Source organism: Streptomyces sp. NPDC050534 (genome assembly GCF_044457745.1).
Classification (GTDB): Bacteria; Actinomycetota; Actinomycetes; order Streptomycetales; family Streptomycetaceae; genus Streptomyces.
In genome coordinates, this window is sequence record NZ_JBITHF010000010.1 from 46068 (window position 1) to 66863 (window position 20796).

Here is a 20796-nt window from a genome sequence, read left to right on the forward strand (position 1 = left end):
CAGTCTACGGAGGCGGACTGACAGCGTGCCCACGGAGTGGGGTGGCCGGTCATGGTCGGCGGGCGCGGGGAGTCTGTGGCTGGTCGCGCAGTTCCCCGCGCCCCTGGGGTGCTTACTGCTGAGGCAAGCGGTCCAGCTGGGCCTGGATGCGGGCGATGTCCTCGTCCGCCTTGGCCAGGCGGCCCCGGATCTTGTCCACGACGTTGTCGGGGGCCTTCGCCAGGAACGCCTCGTTGCCGAGCTTCGCCGTCGCCTGGGCCCTCTCCTTCTCCGCGGCGGCGAGGTCCTTGGCGAGGCGCTTGCGCTCCGCCGCGACGTCGATCGTGCCGGAGAGGTCGAGAGCGACCTCCGCGCCGGCGACCGGCAGGGTGGCCGTGGCCGTGAAGTCCTCGCCCTCCGGCTGCAGGCGCAGCAGCTGACGGATGGCGGCCTCGTGCGGGGCCAGGGCCGTACCGTCCAGGGCCAGGCGCGCCGGGACCCGCTGGCCGGGCTGCAGGCCCTGGTCGGCGCGGAAGCGGCGGACCTCGGTGATGACCGACTGGAGGGACTCGATCTCCTTCTCGGCGGCCGTGTCACGGAAGCCGCCCGGTGCGTCGGCACCGGGAACGGACACAGCCGTCGGCCACTCGGCGACGACGACCGACTCGCCGCCGGTGAGGGTGGTCCACAGCGTCTCCGTGACGAACGGGACGACCGGGTGCAGCAGCCGCAGGGTGACGTCGAGGACCTCGCCGAGGACCCGCTGGGAAACCTTCGCGGCCGCCCCGCCCGCCTGGAACGTCGTCTTGGACAGCTCGACGTACCAGTCGAAGACCTCGTCCCAGGCGAAGTGGAACAGCGCGTCCGACAACTTCGCGAACTGGTAGTCCTCGTAGAGCGCGTCGACCTCGGCCACGACGGAGTCGAGCCGGGACAGGATCCACCGGTCCGTGGACGACAACTCCGACGCGTCGGGCAGCGGCCCCTCGACCGTCGCGCCGTTCATCAGCGCGAAGCGCGTGGCGTTCCAGATCTTGTTGGCGAAGTTGCGGGAGCCCTGGACCCAGTCCTCGCCGATCGGGACGTCGACGCCCGGGTTGGCGCCGCGCGCGAGGGTGAACCGGAGCGCGTCGGAGCCGTACTTGTCCATCCAGTCCAGCGGGTTGACCGCGTTGCCGAAGGACTTCGACATCTTCTTGCCGAACTGGTCGCGGACCATGCCGTGCAGAGCGATGGTGTGGAAGGGCGGGGTGCCGTCCATCGCGTAGAGGCCGAACATCATCATCCGGGCGACCCAGAAGAAGAGGATGTCGTAGCCGGTGACCAGGACGGAGTTCGGGTAGAACTTCGCGAGCGACTCGGTCTGTTCGGGCCAGCCGAGCGTGGAGAACGGCCACAGACCGGAGGAGAACCAGGTGTCCAGGACGTCCGTGTCCTGCTTCCAGCCCTCCGTCTCGGTGCCGGGCGGCTGCTCGTCGGGGCCGACGCAGACGACCTCGCCGTTCGGGCCGTACCAGACCGGGATGCGGTGGCCCCACCACAACTGCCGTGAGATGCACCAGTCGTGGAGGTTGTCGACCCAGTCGAAGTACCGCTTCTCCATCTCCTGCGGGTGGATCTTGACGCGGCCGTCGCGGACCGCGTCGCCGGCGGCCTTGGCGAGCGGGCCGACCTTGACCCACCACTGCATGGACAGGCGCGGCTCGACCGTGGTCTTGCAGCGCGAGCAGTGGCCGACGGAGTGGACGTAGGGCCGCTTCTCGGAGACGATCCGGCCCTCGGCGCGCAGCGCGGCGACGATCGCCGAACGGGCCTCGAAGCGGTCCTGGCCCTGGAAGGGGCCGTGGACGGTGATGACGGCGTGCTCGTCCATCACGGTGATGGCCGGCAGGTCGTGGCGCCGGCCGATCTCGAAGTCGTTCGGGTCGTGGGCCGGGGTGACCTTGACGGCGCCCGTGCCGAACTCCGGGTCGACGTGCTCGTCGGCGACGACGGGGATGGAGCGGTCGGTCAGCGGGAGCTTGATGAGCTTGCCGACGAGGTGCTTGTACCGCTCGTCCTCGGGGTGAACGGCGACGGCCGTGTCGCCGAGCATCGTCTCCGCGCGGGTGGTGGCGACGACGATGGTGTCGTCCCCCTCCCCGTACTTCATGGAGACGAGCTCGCCGTCGTCGTCCTGGTACTCGACCTCGATGTCGGAGATCGCCGTCAGACAGCGCGGGCACCAGTTGATGATGCGCTCGGCGCGGTAGATCAGCTCGTCGTCGTAGAGCCGCTTGAAGATGGTCTGGACGGCCTGGGAGAGGCCCTCGTCCATCGTGAAGCGCTCGCGGGACCAGGCGACGGCGTCGCCGAGGCGGCGCATCTGGCCGGAGATCTGCCCGCCGGACTCGGCCTTCCACTGCCAGACGCGCTCGACGAAGGCCTCACGGCCGAGGTCGTGTCGGGACTTGCCCTCCTTGCCCAGTTCGCGCTCGACGACGTTCTGCGTGGCGATGCCGGCGTGGTCCATGCCGGGCTGCCACAGCGTCTCGAACCCCTGCATGCGCTTACGGCGCGTCAGCGCGTCGATGAGGGTGTGCTCGAAGGCGTGCCCGAGGTGCAGGCTGCCGGTGACGTTCGGCGGCGGGATGACGATGGTGTACGGAGGCTTGTCGCTCTTCTCGTCCGCCTCGAAGTAGCCCCGCTCCACCCAGCGCTCGTACAGCGGCCCCTCTACGTCGGCCGGCGCGTACTGGGTCGGCAGTTCGGTGAAGGGCGCTGGTGGCTGCTGCTGAGCGTTCTCGGTCACGCGCTCAGTTTAGGGGTGTCACGGGGCAGTCCCGAAACGCGTTTGTTCTTTGACATCCTCCCGGCAGTGACCTGCAGGGATTCCTTGTAGCCCTCGATATCCGACAGTGACTGGGCCACCGCGGACGAGGGGTTCAGGGGTTCACGCGTGCTCCCCGTACACGTACGGGGCGTGGCAGGCCGGGCTTGGCCTGTCGATGCGTGCTGTACACCGCAATGTCCTGCGGCTGAGGCCGCGCCAGCCTGGTCGGGGAAGGCGCGACCGAGGATCACGACCGAGGCGTTGTGGTCCGCGTCGTCCGTGTGCCCGCACCCCGTGCAGGCGAAGGTGTCCCGGGTGGTCCGTGATGCGGGGTCCCAGAGGTTGCAGGCACCACATGTCTGCGATGTCCTGGCCGGCGGCACCAGAATGAGCTCGGATCCGTAGGCCGGCCACTTGTAAGCCAGCTGTCGCCGTCGCTCGCCCGGAGCGTTGTCGAGGACCGCCCGGTTCAAGCCCGCTTTCTGAGAGACGTGTACGCCGGGCTCAGACTGCGTGCCCCTGGCGCTGCGCGTCATCTGCTTCACACGAAGATCTTCGATGGCGACCAGGCCGTGGCTCTTGGCCAGGTCGGTGGTGAGCTTGTGCGTGAAGTCCGCTCGGCGACGGGCTTGCCGCGCTTTCAACTCCGCGATGGCGCGGAGTGTGCGTCGTAGTCGGTTGCTGTACTTGCCCCCACAATGTCTTTTGGCTTCCCGGATCTGCCTTTCTCTACGTCGTTCCAGCCCTGCCAGCCTCCGCTGCTCGCCTTTGGTCAGCGTGTGAGGCATGAGCCGAGGCTCCGTCTCAGCCGAGAGGTACGCCGCCTGCTTCACGCCGAAGTCGACTCCGACTGGCGGTTGTCCGTTCGGCGGCGCGGCATCTCTTCCCGTATGGACGCCGAAACTGACGTGCCAACGTCCTGCCGCATCCCTTCGGATCGCCGCAGTCTTGATCCGGCCGCCAAGCGGACGGGTCAGCCTGAACTTGACCTCCCCTAGCTTGGGGATACGCACGCAGGCCCATTTGCGGTTCAGCTTGTTTCCCGCACCGCCTGCCCTGGCAGGGGGATCGCCAAGCGGGAGGCGCGCTTCTTGAATCGGGGGAATCGTGCTGGATGTTCCGGGTTCCAGAAGTTCTGGTAAGCCTGGTCGAAGTGCCTGAGGACCTGCTGCGGCACCTGAGAGGGAAGGTCGGCGATCCACTCGAGATCGTGGCGCGCCTTGGTCAGATAGCGGCACTGTTCACCAGCCGACAGATGCTTGCGCCGTTGGTCGTACACATAGAGCCGCTGCTCCAGCGGCACGTTCCAGACAGCACGGCAAGTGTGCCCCCACTCCCTGAGTCGCTCGGCCTGCTGAGGTGTGGGATGGAGGCGGTACTTGCGACCGATGCCAGCGGCTTCGTTGGTCTTCCCGGCTGCTCTCCTGCGCCTCTTCACAGCTAGTCCCCCATCTACCCGACTCAACCGGCCCCACCGGAAGACCGTCAGGGCATTCACACGGCTCGGCGTATCCCGGGATGCCGTGTACGCCCTCAACTCCAGGAAGGAGAACGGGTTTCCAGAGCCCGTCTACATCGGCCGGACCCCGATGTGGACGTCATCGCAGTTGGATGCCTGGCGGGCAGCCCACCCTTCGAAGCGGCCCGCGCGCAGGCATGCCAAGCATCAAGCCTCCGAGCGAAGCACGGCCCAGGACTGGCACACCTTCGCGCGCTCCTGGCATTCGCAACCGAGCTTCGCCGCTCGCCTCTCACCTCCGAACTGTTCTCAGTAGCCGAGCACGCGATGCGCACTGAGGCGCGAGAACTCGAGGCGGAGATCGAGCAGTTACACGTCCAGGCCCACCTCGTCGAGATCACGGTGAGTTATCGGGCCGACACGTCCATCATGAACCTTGCCAAGCGATTGAGAAGGGCCGCAGAACGAGCCATACGGCAGTCGGGGAGCACGAGCGACCATGCATGGACAAAGCACTACTACGCGGCATCTGTTGGGGCACACTCGTCTGGCGGGCTGCGTCGGTATGTGGAACATCTGGAACAACCTGCCAACAACTAAGCATCAATACCCCCCGCGCGCGACGCGCACCCACCCCTTCCGTCAAGATGTTCAGGCCACATAAGCCTCTGGAGGGGAACCCAGAAATGAGTCACAACCAGCCGGGCCCGTACGGCGGGCAGCCCCAGCAGCCCGGACCGTACGGTCAGCCGGGACCCTACGGCCAGCAGCCGCCGCAGGCGCCCCAGCCCGGCTATGGCTACCCTCAGCAGCCGCCGGCCCAGCCGGGCTACGGCTACCCGCAGCAGCCCCCGCAGGGCGTACCGCCCCAGCAGCCCCCGTACGGCCAGGCCCCGTACGGCCAGCAGCCGTATCCCCCGCAGCCGCCGCAGCCCGGTGGCGGCGGCAAGAAGACGGGCCTGATCCTCGGCGCGGTCGCGGTCGTCGTCGCCATCGGCGTCGGCGTGTACTTCGTGGTGGGCGGGGGTGGGGGGTCCAGCAGCGGTGGCGGGGGCATCGCGGACGACGGGCCGCACAAGCTGGTGGCGCAGTCGTCGGTACTCAGCGGCGAGTACAAGAAGAGCGGCAACAGCGAGACCAACACCATGACGAGCGACGACGTCAAGGACGCGGAGTCGTGGGGGGTCAAGAACGCCAAGGACGTCAGCGCCACTTACACCTCGGGGTCCGGCCTCACCGCGAAGAGCCTCATGTTCGCCGGTGTGTACGGCACCATCGACGACCCGGAGAAGGCCGTCGACGCGATGTTCGCCAAATCCAAGGAGAACTCCCAGAAGGAGTCGTCCTCTTCGTCCTCCGGTTCCGACACCAAGCTCGTCGGCAGCCCGGAGGTGGTCAAGCCGGCCGGCTTCTCGAACGGCATCATGAAGTGCCAGTACGCCGAGACCACGTCGTCCGGCAAGACCACCAAGATGCCGATCTGCATCTGGGGTGACCACAGCACGCTGACGTACGTGCTCTCGTACGATCTCGCCTCCATGGCCACCGGCAAGTCCACCACGATCGATGAAGCCTCGGCCCTCGCGGCCAAGCTCCGCAAGGACGTCCGCGTCAAGGCGTGACCCGAGCGCGACGGTGGGCGCCCGGCCGGACCGCCGGGCGCCCGTTCGTTGCTCCGTCGGCTGCCTTGTCAGGCCCTGACGCAAGCCTCGTACGCGTCACCGTTCTTGACGCCCGCCGCCACAAGGTCGTACTCGCAGTACGGGTTGGGCTGCCCGGGAGCGATCCGCCCGTTACTGCAGGCAGCCTTCACTTTCGGGCCCACTCGGTAGCCGTGGTTTCCGATGTAGTTCACGCAGTTGCTCTGGGCGGCGCTGGCCGACGTCGCTGTCAGCAGGGGAACGACTCCCGCTGCCACGAGCAGCCTCTTCGACTTCCGCTGCTTCATGTGGAGCCCTCCCGTTTCCATTCCACCGATCACTCGAACTGGCGATCGATGCGGTCGGATCCACTAGATCACGAAGCAGGCACCGTTCCGTGGCCGGACGTCAGAATGGCGTGATCCTTCTGACCAGGTGGCCGGGACATGCAAAGTGCCCGGCGCTTTCTCAGCGTCGGGCACTTCTTGGGTTTGTGAGGCCGGTCAGGCCGTCTTCTGCTCCCCCGGCCCCCGGCCGTTGCGGGCGTCCCGTGGGATCAGGGTCGGGTTCACGTTCGAGTGGACGACGTCGGCCGTGACGACCACGCGGGCCACGTCCTTGCGGGACGGGACCTCGTACATGACCGACATCAGCACCTCTTCCATGATGGCGCGCAGGCCGCGCGCGCCGGTCTGGCGGAGGATGGCCTGGTCGGCGATGGCCTCCAGCGCCTCGCGCTCGAAGTCCAGCTCCACACCGTCGAGTTCGAAGAGGCGCTGGTACTGCTTCACCAGGGCGTTGCGCGGCTCCACCAGGATCTGCAGCAGCGCCTCGCGGTCGAGGTTGTGGACCGAGGTGATGACGGGGAGGCGGCCGATGAACTCGGGGATCATGCCGAACTTGACCAGGTCCTCGGGCATGACGTCCTCGAACTGGTCCTTGGCCTCGAGCTCCCGCTTGGAGCGGATCGTCGCGCCGAAACCGATGCCCTTCGCGCCGGCCCGGGACTCGATGAGCTTCTCCAGGCCCGCGAAGGCACCGCCCACGATGAACAGCACGTTCGTCGTGTCGATCTGGATGAACTCCTGGTGGGGGTGCTTGCGCCCGCCCTGCGGCGGCACCGAGGCCGTGGTGCCCTCAAGGATCTTGAGCAGGGCCTGCTGAACGCCCTCGCCCGACACGTCGCGCGTGATGGAAGGGTTTTCACTCTTCCTCGCGACCTTGTCGATCTCGTCGATGTAGATGATCCCGGTCTCGGCCTTCTTGACGTCGTAGTCCGCCGCCTGGATCAGCTTCAGCAGGATGTTCTCGACGTCCTCGCCGACATAACCCGCCTCCGTCAGCGCCGTCGCGTCCGCGATGGCGAACGGGACGTTCAGCATGCGGGCCAGGGTCTGCGCGAGCAGCGTCTTGCCCGAGCCCGTGGGGCCGAGCAGCAGGATGTTGGACTTCGCCAACTCGATCGCGTCGTCACGGCCGTTGGCCCCGCCGTTCTCGCCGGCCTGGACACGCTTGTAGTGGTTGTAGACCGCCACCGAGAGGGCCTTCTTCGCCGGCTCCTGGCCGACGACGTAGCCCTCGAGGAACTCGTAGATCTCGCGGGGCTTGGGGAGTTCCTCCCAGCGCACCTCGCTGGTCTCCGCGAGCTCTTCCTCGATGATCTCGTTGCAGAGGTCGATGCACTCGTCGCAGATGTACACACCGGGCCCTGCGATGAGCTTCTTGACCTGCTTCTGGCTCTTGCCGCAGAACGAGCACTTGAGCAGATCGCCGCCGTCACCGATGCGTGCCACGGTGTGCTTCCCCTTCGCCTGGGAGACGCCTAGGTCCAGCGGCTCCTGGTGCTGCCTTCATCCGACGGTACCTTGCCGAGCCCCCCGTTCGGGCCCCCCTTGGCGCGGTTCACTTTGACGTGCAGCGTGTCAAAGCACACCAACAGTGCCAAGGGGCGGCAGACGATACAGCGTCCGTGTCCCTCAGTGTCAGCGGACGGACGCGTTGTTCATCTTGCGGGTGGAGATGATCTGGTCGATCAGGCCGTACTCCAGCGCGTCCTCGGCCGTGAGGATCTTGTCGCGCTCGATGTCCTCGCGGATCTTCTCGATCGGCGTGGTCGAGTGCTTGGCCAGCATCTCCTCCAGCTGCGAACGCATCCGGAGGATCTCGTTGGCGGCGATCTCCAGGTCGGAGACCTGACCGCGGCCCGTCTCGCTGTAGGGCTGGTGGATCAGCACGCGGGCGTTCGGCAGCGCCATGCGCTTGCCCGGCGTACCGGCGGCCAGCAGGATGGCGGCGGCGGACGCCGCCTGGCCCATGCAGACCGTCTGGATGTCGGGCTTCACGAACTGCATCGTGTCGTAGATGGCCGTAAGCGCCGTGAAGGAGCCGCCCGGGCTGTTGATGTAGACCGAGATGTCCCGGTCGGGGTCCATCGACTCCAGGCACAGCAGCTGCGCCATGACGTCGTTGGCGGAGGCGTCGTCGATCTGCACGCCGAGGAAGATCACCCGCTCCTCGAAGAGCTTCGCGTACGGGTCGTACTCGCGGATGCCCTGCGAGGTGCGCTCGACGAAGCGCGGGATGACGTAGCGGGACTCGGCGGCCGGACCCGTGTACTCGGCGCGCGTGCGGTCGTGCAGGCCGCTGCCGGGGAAGTCGTTCACTGTCTCTCTCCTAGGAGCTGTGGCGGTCGGCTGGGGGCTGTGCGGGGGGCCTCAGGCCGCCCCGGTGCCGCCGCCGCCCGGCATTCCGGCGGCCGTCGGGATGACGTCGTCGATGAGGCCGTACTCCTTGGCCTCGAAGGCGTCGAACCAGCGGTCACGGTCCGAGTCGCGGGTGATCTGCTCGATCGACTGGCCGGTGTGCTGCGAGGTGAGCTCGGCCATGCGCCTCTTGGTGTGCAGAAGCCGCTCGGCGTGGATCTTGATGTCGGATGCCGAACCGGCCAGACCCGCGGAGGGCTGGTGGATCAGGATCTCGGCGTTCGGCAGCGCGAAGCGCTTGCCGGGGGTGCCCGCGCTGAGCAGGAACTGACCCATCGAGGCCGCGAGGCCCATGGCGATGGTCACCACGTCGTTCTTGATGAACTGCATGGTGTCGTAGATCGCCATGCCGGCCGTGATCGATCCGCCGGGGCTGTTGATGTAGAGGTAGATGTCCTTGTCCGGGTCCGCGGCAAGGAGCAGCAGCTGTGCGGTGATCTTGTTCGCGATGTCGTCGTCGACCGGCTGGCCGAGGAAGATGATCCGCTCGTTGAGCAGCCGGTTGTAGACCTGGTCGCCGAGGCCACCACCGATGGAAGGCTCGCCGGCGGCTGAGGGCATCAGATTCGTCACGTATCCACCTGCTCGTCTTACGACGGCGCCGGGCCGTCTCACGTTTCCCTGCGGGGGCCTCCGGCGGTTCCCGCCGACTTCTCCGGCCCGTATTCATGGACCCTAACGCGCTGGTCCCTTCGGTGAATCCCGGAGCGGGGACTGTTCGCCGGGGGCGTAGCGCCGCGGTGACATTTCGTACGCGGGAGGCTGGGGGTCGTCCGCGGTCGCTCGCGGACTTCCCCGGGCCCCTGGTAGGCAAACGGGTCCCGGGTCAGCAACATGACCCGGGACCCGTCCTACGACCCGTACAGGGCGCCGTGGGCGTCAGCCCTCGGTCTTCTCCTCGGCCTCGGTGGCGTCGGCCTCCGTGGCCTCGGCGGCGACGTCGGCGGCCGCCTCGGTCTCGTCCTCGTCGTCGAGGTCGATGACCTCGCCGTTGGTGTCCTTGACCGTGGCGGACTCCACGACGACCGCGAGGGCCTTGCCGCGGGCGACCTCGCCGACCAGCAGCGGAACCTGGCCGCCCTCGACGACGGCCTGCGCGAACTGGTCGGGGGACATGCCGGAGGAGGCCGCACGCCGCATGAGGTGCTCGGTGAGCTCCTCCTGGTTGACGTTGAGCTTCTCCTGCTTGACCAGCTCGTCGAGGACGAACTGGGTCTTGATGCCCTTGACCGCGGCTTCCTTGGTCTCGGCGTCGAACTCCTCGACCGTCTTGCCCTGGATCTCGAGGTACTTCTCGAGGTCGAGGCCCATCTGGCCGAGCTGGTGGTGCTCCAGGTTGTGCTTGCGGGTGTTGATCTCGTCCTCGAGCAGCTTCTCGGGGACGGGCACCTCGACGAGCTCCAGCAGCTTCTCCAGGACGCGCTCCTGGGCCTGCGTGGCCTGGTCGTACTGCTTCATGTTCTCCAGGCGCTTGCGGCTGTCCGCCTTGAGCTCCTCGAGGGTGTCGAACTCGGACGCGAGCTGCGCGAAGTCGTCGTCCAGCTCGGGCAGTTCGCGGGCGGCGACCTGGGTGACCTTGACGGTGACCTCGGCCTCCTTGCCGGCCGCGGAGCCGCCCTTGAGCTCGGAGGCGAAGGTGGCCTCGCCACCGGCCTCCAGGCCCTTCACGGCGTCGTCGATGCCGTCCAGCAGCTCGCCGGAGCCGATGGTGTAGGAGACGCCGCTCGCCACACCGTCCTCGAGGACCTCGCCCTCGACCTTGGCCTCGAGGTCGATCGTGACGACGTCGCCGTCCTCGGCGGCACGCTCGACGGGAGAGGTGGACGCGAAGCGCTCACGCAGCTGCTCCACGGACTTCTCGATGTCCTCGTCGGTCACCTCGACCGCGTCGACCTCGACCTCGATGCCGGAGTAGTCCGGGATCTCCAGGGCGGGTCGGATGTCGACCTCGGCGGTGAAGTTCAGCGTCTCGCCGTCCTTCAGGTCCGTGATGTCCACCTCGGGCTGGCCCAGGACGTTCAGCTCGGCCTCGTTGACCGCTTCGGTGTAGAACTTCGGAAGCGCGTCGTTGACCGCCTCCTCCAGGACCGCACCGCGGCCGAACCGCTGGTCGATGACGCGCGCCGGGATCTTGCCCTTCCGGAAGCCCTTCACCGTGACCTGCTGGTTGATCTTCTTGTACGCCGCGTCGAGGCTGTCCTTGAGCTCCTCGAAGGGCACCTCGACAGTGAGCCGAACCCGGGTCGGGTTCAGGGTCTCCACGGCGCTCTTCACGGTTCGGTCTCCTTGTGGCTGACATCTGGGTTTCTGCCGGAGCCAGAGTGGTCCGGCGGATTTCGCCGCCCGGAGGACTTCGTAGGGGAGAGACACACGGGCGTGCAGCTTGCATAGTAACGGCAGCGGCGACACGCCCCAAAGGCGATCACGGGACACGATCACCCAAGGTGATCGGGTCCGTGGCCGGTGTTGACCGGTGCTGGTCGGGGTGGCGGGATTTGAACCCACGGCCTTCCGCTCCCAAAGCGGACGCGCTACCAAGCTGCGCCACACCCCGTCAGGTGCGACACGTAGGGTACATGCACGCCGTCGGTGCGGACGCCGCATTTCCCGGGCGGTGACGCCGGGCCGGTGCGGGCGGTGAAGGGGTGTGCGCCGAGCGCGTCCGACCCGCTACGATGCTTACCGTGCCGCGATCACCGATCTGTGGCGCACGTTGCGCGGGCGTAGCTCAATGGTAGAGCCCCAGTCTTCCAAACTGGCTACGCGGGTTCGATTCCCGTCGCCCGCTCCACATGTTCAGGGCCCGGTTCCACGGAACCGGGCCCTGAAGTGTTTCCGGCTGGCGTCACGGCCGACGAGCGGGGCGTCGCCTGACCGGGGCGCGGCGCGGTCGCGCGGCGCCCGGCGGAGACCGGCCGTCCCGGAAGCTGCTGCGGGTCAGAAGCTGATCGAGTTGATCGTCTCGGCTATCGAGTTCAGGAACCGGTTGATGGACGGCGCCATGCCGGTCGACGCCAGGAAGAAGCCGAAGAGGATCGCCACGATGGCGGGGCCGGCCTTGATCGAGCCTCCTCGGATCAACACCACCAGGATGATCGCCAACAGAAGCACCACTGACAGTGAAATGGCCACAACTGATCACACCCTAGGTCGGTCCGCTCTCCCGGCCCGGAGGTGCCGACGCCCGCGCACCCCCGCCAGAACCATCGTGCCACCAACGGGGCCCGGGTATGCGGCACCTGAGGCATCGTCGGCCACACCATGTCGGACCTTTGCCCTGCGCCGGCGGCCGAGGCCCGTGGGCGAGCCCAACTCGGCTTCCCCGCACAGCATTTCGAGGATGCCCCCGCACAGGAAATTCAGCGGGATCGTTTCCATGTCCACACAACGCGTTCGCAGGTATTTCGAATTGTTGTCACGGTTGCCTGACAGCTCTCAACGAGGGCCCCAGCAAAGGCGAATGAAGTGGACATTCCGCCGGAGCCGCCCCCGGGTCATATGCCCCGTTTAGTCAGGACGAGTCGTGACAACCAGGACATGTAATGGTGTGTTGACCATCACCTACACAGAGAAGTCAACTTGCCTTAATGATGGGTACCCGAAGCCAATAACCAGGAAAGACGTGGGGAGTTTTACGAAAACCCACAGACGACGCTAGGGTTCCTCAGATGTTTCACGCTGCCTCGTCCCCCGCATGTGCAGCGAGGTCCGGGATCGCCTCCCCCCGTTTCCGGGGGGAGGGTCTGTGACGAACTCGTTGCCACCGCACGGCCACAACAGAACGCCGCTCCCTCCGGCACGCACACCGGCCCCAGGAGTGCCGAGTCCGCGCCCGTCGCAGGAACAGCAGGCCGCCCAGCCCGCCCGGCGCGGGAAACAGCGCGACGCGTTCTTCGACAACGCGAAGTACCTGGCGATCGTGCTGGTGGCCATGGGCCACTCGTGGGAGCCGCTGAAGGGCGACAGCCGCATCCTGGAGGGCGTGTACACCGTCGTGTACACCTTCCACATGCCGGCCTTCATCATCATCTCCGGCTATTTCTCGCGCAGTTTCGACATGCGCCCCGACCGCCTCAGGCGCCTGGTCACCGGTGTCCTCGTGCCCTACGTCGTCTTCGAGACGGCGTACTCCCTCTTCAAGCGCTACGGCGACCACGACCCGGGCATGGACGTCAGTCTGCTCGACCCCTGGTATCTCACCTGGTTCCTGGTCGCGCTGTTCGTCTGGCGCCTGACGACACCGCTGTGGAAGAACCTGCGCTGGCCGCTGCCGGTCGCGCTCGGCGTCGCGATGTTCGGGTCGGTCTCACCGGAGATCGGCAACGACCTCGACCTCCAGCGCGTGCTCCAGTTCCTGCCGTACTTCGTGCTGGGTCTGTGCATGAAGCCCGAGCACTTCCAGATGGTGCGCACGCGGACGATGCGGATCGTCGCGGTGCCGGTGTTCGCGGCCGCGCTGGTCTTCGGCTGGTGGGCGGTGCCGCGGATGAACACCGCCTGGTTCTACCACCGTGATTCCGCCCAGGAGTTGGGCGCGCCGTGGTGGGCCGGGCCGATCATGGTGCTCGCGCTGTTCGGCTGCTCGCTGCTGCTGACCGCGTGTTTCTTCGCCTGGGTGCCGCGCCGCAAGATGTGGTTCACCGCGCTCGGCGCGGGCACGCTGTACGGCTATCTGCTGCACGGCTTCGTGGTCAAGGCCGGTGACTTCCACGGCTGGTTCGACCACAGGTGGATGCACAAGCCGCTCGGTGAGATCGCCGTGACGCTCGCGGCGGTCGCCATAGTGACAGTGCTGTGCACGCCCCCGGTGCAGCGGATGTTCAAGTTCGCGATGGAGCCCGAGATGAAGTGGGCCTTCAAGCGCGACGCGGCGGAGCTGGCCCGCGAGCGCGAGAGGCAGCAGCAGCGGCGCGAGATGGCGAACGTCTAGACCGAGGGCTGCCGAAGACCGAGAAGTGCGCGCATCCGGGCGTACTTCTCGGTCAGTCGTTTGCGGGTCGCCTCGTCGGCGAGCCGGGCCAGGCGGGCCGGGTCGGCGTTGTGCGCCAGGTCCGCCTCCTTCACCAGCAGGGCGCCCGGCGTGCCGGCGATGCGCGCCGCGTAGTCCTCCGGCGTCTCCCCCGCGCGCTTGGTGACCGCCCGCACGATGTCCTTCGTACGGCGGCTCAGCGCGGCCTCCTCCAGCCACTGCGCGGAGAGCGCGTCGTCCTCGACGGCGTCGTGCAGCCAGGCCGCCGCGATCTGCTCCTCGTCGCCACCGCGCGCGCGGACGCCCTCGGCGACGGCGCTCAGGTGCTCGGCGTACGGCCGTCCCGCCTTGTCGGTCTGCCCCTCATGGGCGGCACGGGCGGTGGCCTCGACGTCGGCCAGGGTCATCGGCGTTCGGGATGTTCCGGTCACTCGTCCAGTGTCTCCTTACGGAGCGCCGCGCGGGCCGGGAGGGTCGCGGCCGTCACCCCGAGGACGACGATCGCGCCGGCGAAGGAGCCGTAGACCAAGGGGGGAATGTACGGCCCTTGTCCCGTCAGCCCCTTCATCATCGGGACCAGGGTGGCCAGCGCGATGGCCGTGCCGAGGGCGATGCCCGCGAGGGCGACCAGCAGCGCCTCCCAGCGGATCATGCGCAGCACCTGGCGGCGGGTGGAGCCGATGAGGCGCAGCGTGCCGAGTTCGCGGCGGCGGTCGAGGACGGTCATCACCAGCGTGTTGACGGCGGCGACGGCCGCGAAGCCGCCGAGGACGCCCGCCATCACGGAGTTGGCCCAGGAGCCGAGCTCGCGGTCGAGGGACTGGGCGGTGGTGTAGCCGCCGCGGTCCAGGACGGTGCCGATCCGCCCCAGCCCGGCCGCCGTTCCGCCCTTCGTCCACAGCTCGGTGTCGTAGGCGGAGGTGACGTGGGTGGCGAGGTCGGCGCGGGCCATCGTCACCTGGGACAGGCCCATGCCCCGTCCGTACGTCGCCACGACCACCGGGGCGGCCCTGGTGCCGTCGGGCAGCCGGAGGTGGAGGCGGTCGCCGACCTTGACGTGGGCGTTGCCGGCGAGCCGGCCGTCGACCGCGATCTCCCCGCGCCGCAGGGACAGCCGTCCGTGCTCGACGTCCAGGTCCTGTACGGCGGCGAGGTCGCGGGCGGAGCCCGTGACGCCCTGCGCGGAGGCCGACTCCAGGCCACCCGAGGCCGGGACCAGCACGGAGGTCCGCAACAGGCCGACCGCCGCGGTGACTTCGGGGCTGTGCCCGGCCCGTCGTACGGCGTCCGGGGTCAGACCCGGGTCGGCGGTGACGATGTGGTCGGCGAGGACGCCGGCGTGCTGCTGGTCGGCGGTGACGCGGTCGGTGCTGGTCTGCATGAAGATCAGCACCGAGGAGAACGCCATGGCGAGCACGATCGGGGTGATCGCGGAGGCCAGACGGCGGGCGTTCGTACGGGAGTTGGCGGCGGCGAGCGCGGCCGGGGCGCCGGCGCCGCGCAGCGGCAGGCCTAAGAGGCCGGCGCAGGCACGGGCGACCAGCGGGCCGAGAAGCGCCACCGCCAGCATGAACAGGAAGACGATGCCCAGGGACGCGTTGGCGGCGTCCTCGCCGGTCAGGGAGGCGGACAGCCCGGCGCAGACGAAGCCGCCGGCCGCCGCGGCGATGCCGAGGGGCGTACGGATCCAGCCGATGCGCAGCCGCTCCACGGACGCCTCGCTCAGCGCCTGGCCGGGCTTGATGCGGGAGCTGCGGTGGGCGGCGGTGTAGCCGGAGAGCAGGGCGGTGAGGAGGACCGCGCCGGCCGCGGAGACGAGGGGAATCCAGGAGACGGACAGGTCGACCGCCTCCGGCACCGCGCCCTTGTCCTTCAGCTGCCCGAACCACCAGCGGGCCAGGGCGATTCCGGGCAGGCAGCCCAGGGCACCGGCGAGGGGGGCCACCAGGAGCGTCTCGGTGGCGATCGTGCGGCGGATCTGGCGCGGAGTGGTGCCGATGGCCCGCAACAGGGCGAACTCGCGGGCCCGTTGGCCCACGGCGAGCGCCACCGTGCCGGCCGCGGTGAACATGGCGACCAGGGTGGCGACGCCGCCGAAGGAGCCGCCGATGCCGGTGAGCGTCTCCTTGGCCTCGCCGAGGGAGGGGTCCTCGACGCCGCCGCGGTCGTCGCCGGTGTACACCTCGGCGTGCTTCCCGAGTGCGTGCGCCACCTGGGACTTGAGGGCCGCGGTGGAGACGCCGGCCTCGGGGAACACCGCGACGGCGTCGATACGGCCGGGGTGGCCGGAGAGGCGTACGGCCTCGTCGTCGGCGAGCCAGGCGGCGGTGCCAGGAGTGCCGGTGGTACCCGAGACACGGTAGGAGTGCGTGCCCTCCGGGGTGGTGAGGGTGACGTGCGAGCCGGCCTGCGCCCTGCTTCCGGCCAGGACGACCTCGCCCCGCTGCGGCGGGCGGCCGGAGGCGAGCTGCTCGCCGGTGAAGGCGGTGGAGGCCCAGTTGTGGACGCTCAGGGGGCCGTTCGGGCCGCGGCCGGGGAAGGTGACGTCGGCGACGGCCGTACGGGCACCGGGTGCCGAGGCCGCCTTCGCCACCAGGGAGCCGTCGAGGCGGGCGCGGTCGGGCACCGGCTGGCTGTCGGCGTCGTCGCCGTGGCCGTAGGGAGCGGTCTGGGCGGCGGCCGCGACGACGGGGGCGGCGGCGTAGCGGGCGGACGGGACGCTCGCGCGCAGGCCGGTCTCCAGCAGGATGCCGCAGGCCGACACGACCATCGCGGCCATCACCAGCGCGACGAAGGTGCCGGCGAACCCGGAGGGGCGGAAGCGGAGCGCCGCGCGGGCGAGGCCGTTGGGTGTGAACATCACGCCGCCGCCTGTGCGAAGGCCGGGCGCGCGGTGAGAGCCGTCATGCGGGCGGCGATCCGCTCGGCGGGCGCGCGGTCCAGGCGGTCGACGATCTCGCCGTCCGCGAGGAACAGGACGCGATCCGCCCAGGCCGCGGCCGAGGGGTCGTGGGTGACCATGACGACCGTGGCGCCGTGGGTGTCGACGGCCTGGCGCAGCAGGGAGAGGACCTCGGCGGCGGTCGTGGTGTCCAGGGCGCCGGTGGGCTCGTCCGCGAAGACGACGTCGGGGCGGGTGACCAGGGCGCGGGCGATCGCGACGCGCTGCTGCTGGCCGCCGGAGAGCTGGCCGGGGCGGCGCCGGGCCTTGTCGGTGAGGCCGACCTGGGCGAGGACCTCGGCGGCGCGGCGGCGGTCGGGGCGCCGGCCCGCGAGGCGCGTCGGCAGGACGACGTTCTGCTCGACGGTGAGGGACGGCAGCAGGTTGAAGGCCTGGAAGACGAAGCCGAGGCGGGTGCGGCGCAGCGCGGTGAGCTTGTTCTCCTTCATGCCGGTGATCTCGGTGCCGCCGAGGCGGACGGTGCCGGCACTGGGCCGGTCCAGGCCCGCCGCGCACTGCAGGAAGGTGGACTTGCCGGAGCCGGAGGGGCCCATCACGGCGGTGAAGCTGCCCCGGGGCAGGGTGAGGTCGATGCCGCGCAGGGCGTGCACGGCGCCGCCGCCGCGGCCGTAGCGCTTGCGGACTCCGTGCAGTTCTACGGCCCAGTCGCCTGACATGCCTGTTTCCTTCCGGTCCGGGGTGATGCTTCGAACCTACGGACCGGAGGTGGGGCGGGCGATGAGGGCGGCTGGCGAATGCGGGCGGGGGTAAACCCCACCCGCCGTGTTCCGGGGCTCTCAGTGCAGGATCGGCGGCTGGGCCGTGCCCGTCGGGCCGTCGCGGCAGATCAGCAGCAGCGCGCGGTCGTCGTTGACGTCCTTGGCCACTGCCTCGATCAGGTGCCAGGCGGCGCCGTGGAAGCCGCCGGCGACATAGCGGTCGGCCTCGCCGGTGAGGCGGTCGATGCCTTCCACGATGTCGCGCTCGGAGGTCTCCACCAGGCCGTCCGTGAACAGCATCAGCACGTCGCCGGGGCGCAGCGAGCCCTTCACGGGGTCGAACTGCGCGCCGTCGTAGACGCCGAGGAGCGGGCCCTCGGCGGCCTTCTCCTCCCATCGCCCGCTGCCCGCGCTGAGCTGGAGGCCCGGGGGATGTCCGGCGGAGTACAGCTCGTAGTCCCCGGAGTCGAGGTCCAGGACGAGGTGGATGGAGGTGGCGAACCCCTCCTGCCAGTCCTGGCGCAGCAGATAGCCGTTGGCCGCCGGGAGGAAGGCGTGCGGGGGCAGCGAGCCCAGCAGGCCGCCGAACGCCCCCGACAGCAGCAGCGCACGCGACGCGGCGTCCATGCCCTTGCCGGAGACGTCCGTCAGGACGACCTCCAGCGTGCGGCCGCCGCCCGTGCGGGCGGCGACCACGAAGTCGCCCGAGAAGGACTGGCCGCCCGCCGGTCGCAGCGCCATCTCGCGGTGCCAGCCCATCGGCAGGGTCGGCAGCTTGCTCTGCACCCGGATGCGTTCGCGGAGGTCGAAGAGCATGGTGCCGCCGCGCCGCCAGGGCACGCCGACCCTGCTGCGGAACTGGGCGATGAGCAGGCCGAAGAAGCCGCAGGCGGCGACGACCAGCACGACGCCGGGGGTGACACGGGAAGGGCCCTCCGTGTAGGGCCCCAGTTTCACCGACTCCACGATCAGTGCCGTGGCGGCGGCCGCGTACAGACCGAGCAGGCTGGCCGGGCGCAGCAGCAGGCCCCCCGCCACGATCGGCAGGACCAGCACGGCCGGGGAGCACCACACGGAGTTGGCGAGTGTGACGGCCGCGATCACCGGCACCATGATGAGCAGGCCGGCCAGCGCGACCCAGTCCGAGCCGTCCCCGCGGAAGTAGTCCACGGCGCTTCTGCGCAGGCCGACGCGGACCCGGTGCCACTGCATCTTCCACCGGGCCGTGAACGTGTCGGCTTCCGCGCGCCGCTCTCGTCCTGCTGCCATCAGTTCGGGACCCTATCCATCGAACCAGCTGCTTGGCACGGGAGGTCCCACTTGTCCCCCGTCCGAGGCTCAACTTCACAGTGAACTTCACAGAAAGCCGTTGCGGGCCCGCCAAGGCGAAATTCCCTCGCTCGTCCGGCAATGCCCTGGTAGGCATGGTTCATGGCGACTGACTTGCGCGTGCTGCGGCAGGACGACTGGGACGAGTGGTACGACAACCTGATCCGCGCCTTCGGCGGGGTCCCGGAGTCGGCCGAGGAGCGCGCGTTGTTCCGCGAGCTCACGCGGACGGACCGTTCCATAGGTGTCTGGGACGACGATACGTGCGTGGGCACGGCCGGGGCATTCGCTTTCCGGCTGACCGTGCCCGGCGGTGCGGCGGTGCCCGCGGCGGGCGTGACCATGGTCTCCGTGGCCGCCACGCACCGTCGGCGCGGTGTGCTGACGTCCATGATGCGGCGGCAGTTGGACGACGTACGGTCCTGGGGCGAGCCGCTGGCCGTCCTGACCGCCTCGGAGCCCGCGATCTACGGCCGGTTCGGGTACGGCGTCGGCACGTACCACCTCAGCGCCGAGATCGACACGACGCGCGTACGGCTGTCCGTACCGCCCGGCACCGATGACGTACGGCTGCGGTACGCGTCGCCCGCCGAGGCGCTCGGCGCGTGCGAGGCGGTGTACGCAGAGCTGGTGCCGCGGCGTCCCGGCATGGTGGCGCGGATTCCGGGCTGGGAGCGGCTGTGGGTGCTCGACCCGGAGAGCGGGCGGGACGGTGCGTCACCGCTCCAGTGCGTCGTCGCGGAGCGGGGCGGGGAGACCGTCGGGTACGCCCGCTTCCGGATCAAGCCGGGCTGGGAACCGGCGGGCCCCAAGGGCACGGTCGTCCTGCAGGACCTGGACGCGCTGGATCCGGCGGCGCAGGCGGCGCTGTGGCGGTTCCTGTTCGACATCGACCTGACGTCGAAGGTGACCACGCGCGGGCGGCCGGTCGACGAGGGCTGGCAGCACATGGCCTCCGACGTCCGGCGCTGCTCCCTGCTGATGCGGGACTCGCTGTACGTACGCCTTGTGGACGTCGGGGCGGCTCTGGAAGCGCGGACGTACCAGGCGCCGGTGGACCTGGTGCTGGACGTCGAGGACGCCTTCTGCCCCTGGAACACCGGGCGTTGGCGGCTGACCGGCGACGCGAAGGGCGCGTCCTGCACGCGCACCGAGGACGCGGCCGATCTCGCGCTGACCGTACGGGAGTTGGGTTCGGCCTATCTCGGCGGTGTGACGCTGGACGCGCTCGCCGCGGCCGGGCGGGTGCGGGAGCTGCGGCAGGGCGCGCTCACGGAGGCGTCGGTGGCCTTCGCGTCCACCGTGGCGCCGTGGCTGCCGCACGGGTTCTAGACACCCTCCAGGGCGTCAGCGCTGCTGGCAGACGGGGCACCAGAACAGATTGCGGGCGGCGAGGCCGGCGGTGCGGATCTCGCCCCCGCAGATGTGGCAGGGCAGCGTGGCCCGCCGGTAGACGTACACCTCGCCGCCGTGGTCGTCCACGCGCGGCGGTCGGCCCATCGCCTGCGGCATGTGCTCGGGGCGGACGGTGTCGATGCGGTTGTTGCGGACGCCCTCGTGCATCAGCTCGACCAGGTCGGCCCAGACGGCGTCCCACTCGGCAGGGGTGATGTCCTTGCCCGCGCGGTAGGGGTCGATGCCGTGCCGGAAGAGGACCTCGGCGCGGTAGACGTTGCCGACGCCGGCGATCACCTTCTGGTCCATGAGCAGGGCGGCGATCGTCGTACGGCTGCGGGAGACGCGCCGGTACGCCGCCCGGGGGTCGGCGTCGGCCCGCAGCGGGTCGGGGCCGAGCCGGTCGTGGATCGCGTCCTTCTCGGTGTCCGTGATGAGCGCGCAGGTGGTCGGTCCGCGCAGATCGACGTACGAGGTGTCGTTCGCGAGCCGGAGGCGGACCGTGTCGGTGGGCGGCGGGGCGGGGGCGTCACCGAAGGCGACCTTGCCGAACAGGCCCAGGTGGATGTGGACCCAGTCGGTGTCGCGGAAGCCGAGGAAGAGGTGCTTGCCGTGGGCCTCCGTGCGGGTGAGCCCGGCGCCGTCGAGCAGGGCGGCGGCGTCGGAGAACTTGCCCTGGGGGCTGGTCACACGCGGTGCCGTGCCGGAGAAGCGGTCGGCGTAGTCGGACGCCAGCCGGTGGATCGTGTGCCCCTCTGGCACGGTGCCTGTGTCCTTCCCGCCCCCTGGAG

General features: G+C 69.4%; 18 protein-coding genes, 2 tRNA genes and 1 pseudogene. 5 read left to right on the plus strand and 16 right to left on the minus strand.

Features of this window, described 5'->3' with window-relative positions; genetic code table 11:
* Positions 1-112: 112 nt before the first annotated feature.
* The 4 genes and pseudogenes from ACIBN2_RS30325 to ACIBN2_RS30340 all read right to left on the minus strand — a co-directional run.
* A complete protein-coding gene (locus ACIBN2_RS30325) occupies positions 113-2770 on the minus strand; it encodes a valine--tRNA ligase (protein ID WP_399139073.1) in 2658 nt (885 codons plus the stop codon).
* A complete protein-coding gene (locus ACIBN2_RS30330; protein ID WP_399139075.1) occupies positions 2767-3804 on the minus strand; it encodes an RNA-guided endonuclease InsQ/TnpB family protein in 1038 nt (345 codons plus the stop codon). Before ACIBN2_RS30330 ends, ACIBN2_RS30325 begins: the two co-directional genes overlap by 4 nt.
* A 17-nt stretch (positions 3805-3821) precedes the next feature.
* The gene (locus ACIBN2_RS30335; protein ID WP_399139614.1) at positions 3822-4094 is read right to left on the minus strand and encodes a hypothetical protein; all 273 of its coding nucleotides are present in this window, start codon (positions 4092-4094) and stop codon (positions 3822-3824) included.
* A gap of 15 nt (positions 4095-4109) precedes the next feature.
* Positions 4110-4289, minus strand: a pseudogene (locus ACIBN2_RS30340) (helix-turn-helix domain-containing protein); the annotation flags it as partial.
* Positions 4290-4382: 93 nt separating this feature from the next.
* Between ACIBN2_RS30340 and ACIBN2_RS30345 the strand changes: the two are divergent.
* Together ACIBN2_RS30345 and ACIBN2_RS30350 are read left to right on the plus strand one after the other, a co-directional pair.
* The gene (locus ACIBN2_RS30345; protein WP_399139077.1) at positions 4383-4850 is read left to right on the plus strand and encodes a transposase; all 468 of its coding nucleotides are present in this window, start codon (positions 4383-4385) and stop codon (positions 4848-4850) included.
* Between the two features lie 86 nt (positions 4851-4936).
* Positions 4937-5872 carry a hypothetical protein gene (locus ACIBN2_RS30350; RefSeq protein ID WP_399139079.1) on the plus strand — a complete coding sequence of 312 codons (936 nt, stop codon included), beginning with the start codon at positions 4937-4939 and terminating at the stop codon, positions 5870-5872.
* Between the two features lie 68 nt (positions 5873-5940).
* Here the strand turns inward: ACIBN2_RS30350 and ACIBN2_RS30355 are convergent, their stop codons facing one another.
* The 6 genes from ACIBN2_RS30355 to ACIBN2_RS30380 all read right to left on the minus strand — a co-directional run bounded on the left by ACIBN2_RS30355 (position 5941) and on the right by ACIBN2_RS30380 (position 11206).
* Positions 5941-6198 carry a hypothetical protein gene (locus ACIBN2_RS30355; protein ID WP_399139081.1) on the minus strand — a complete coding sequence of 86 codons (258 nt, stop codon included), beginning with the start codon at positions 6196-6198 and terminating at the stop codon, positions 5941-5943.
* Positions 6199-6393: 195 nt separating this feature from the next.
* A complete protein-coding gene (gene clpX / locus ACIBN2_RS30360) occupies positions 6394-7683 on the minus strand; it encodes an ATP-dependent Clp protease ATP-binding subunit ClpX (RefSeq protein WP_399139082.1) in 1290 nt (429 codons plus the stop codon).
* 189 nt (positions 7684-7872) lie between these two features.
* Complete coding sequence (locus ACIBN2_RS30365) at positions 7873-8553, minus strand: ATP-dependent Clp protease proteolytic subunit (RefSeq protein ID WP_399139083.1); 681 nt, start codon at positions 8551-8553, stop codon at positions 7873-7875.
* A gap of 51 nt (positions 8554-8604) precedes the next feature.
* On the minus strand, positions 8605-9213 hold the full coding sequence (locus ACIBN2_RS30370; RefSeq protein ID WP_399139581.1) for an ATP-dependent Clp protease proteolytic subunit: 609 nt from the start codon (positions 9211-9213) through the stop codon (positions 8605-8607).
* 318 nt (positions 9214-9531) lie between these two features.
* Complete coding sequence (gene tig, locus ACIBN2_RS30375) at positions 9532-10926, minus strand: trigger factor (protein ID WP_399139085.1); 1395 nt, start codon at positions 10924-10926, stop codon at positions 9532-9534.
* 203 nt (positions 10927-11129) lie between these two features.
* Positions 11130-11206 (minus strand) — tRNA-Pro (locus tag ACIBN2_RS30380).
* A gap of 163 nt (positions 11207-11369) precedes the next feature.
* Between ACIBN2_RS30380 and ACIBN2_RS30385 the strand changes: the two genes are divergently transcribed.
* Positions 11370-11443: transfer RNA gene (locus tag ACIBN2_RS30385), tRNA-Gly, on the plus strand.
* 146 nt (positions 11444-11589) lie between these two features.
* Here the strand turns inward: ACIBN2_RS30385 and ACIBN2_RS30390 are convergent.
* Positions 11590-11784 carry a hypothetical protein gene (locus ACIBN2_RS30390; RefSeq protein WP_026178055.1) on the minus strand — a complete coding sequence of 65 codons (195 nt, stop codon included), beginning with the start codon at positions 11782-11784 and terminating at the stop codon, positions 11590-11592.
* A 613-nt stretch (positions 11785-12397) separates the two neighbouring features.
* Between ACIBN2_RS30390 and ACIBN2_RS30395 the strand changes: the two genes are divergently transcribed.
* Positions 12398-13582, plus strand: a complete 1185-nt coding sequence (locus ACIBN2_RS30395) for an acyltransferase family protein (RefSeq protein ID WP_399139086.1) — start codon at positions 12398-12400, stop codon at positions 13580-13582.
* Here ACIBN2_RS30395 and ACIBN2_RS30400 read toward each other — a convergent pair.
* The 4 genes from ACIBN2_RS30400 to ACIBN2_RS30415 all read right to left on the minus strand — a co-directional run bounded on the left by ACIBN2_RS30400 (position 13579) and on the right by ACIBN2_RS30415 (position 18550).
* Positions 13579-14028, minus strand: coding sequence for an HD domain-containing protein (locus ACIBN2_RS30400; RefSeq protein ID WP_399139583.1), 450 nt, complete (start codon positions 14026-14028; stop codon positions 13579-13581). The genes ACIBN2_RS30395 and ACIBN2_RS30400 overlap by 4 nt on opposite strands.
* A gap of 20 nt (positions 14029-14048) precedes the next feature.
* A complete protein-coding gene (locus tag ACIBN2_RS30405; protein ID WP_399139088.1) occupies positions 14049-16481 on the minus strand; it encodes an FtsX-like permease family protein in 2433 nt (810 codons plus the stop codon).
* On the minus strand, positions 16481-17239 hold the full coding sequence (locus tag ACIBN2_RS30410) for an ABC transporter ATP-binding protein (protein ID WP_399139089.1): 759 nt from the start codon (positions 17237-17239) through the stop codon (positions 16481-16483). Before ACIBN2_RS30410 ends, ACIBN2_RS30405 begins: the two co-directional genes overlap by 1 nt.
* A gap of 120 nt (positions 17240-17359) precedes the next feature.
* Complete coding sequence (locus ACIBN2_RS30415; protein WP_399139091.1) at positions 17360-18550, minus strand: PP2C family protein-serine/threonine phosphatase; 1191 nt, start codon at positions 18548-18550, stop codon at positions 17360-17362.
* A gap of 162 nt (positions 18551-18712) precedes the next feature.
* Here ACIBN2_RS30415 and ACIBN2_RS30420 point away from each other — a divergent pair, with 162 nt between their 5' ends.
* On the plus strand, positions 18713-19942 hold the full coding sequence (locus tag ACIBN2_RS30420) for a GNAT family N-acetyltransferase (protein WP_399139093.1): 1230 nt from the start codon (positions 18713-18715) through the stop codon (positions 19940-19942).
* Between the two features lie 15 nt (positions 19943-19957).
* Here ACIBN2_RS30420 and ACIBN2_RS30425 read toward each other — a convergent pair whose 3' ends face one another.
* The gene (locus tag ACIBN2_RS30425) at positions 19958-20767 is read right to left on the minus strand and encodes an Fpg/Nei family DNA glycosylase (protein ID WP_399139095.1); all 810 of its coding nucleotides are present in this window, start codon (positions 20765-20767) and stop codon (positions 19958-19960) included.
* Between the last annotated feature and the right edge of the window lie 29 nt (positions 20768-20796).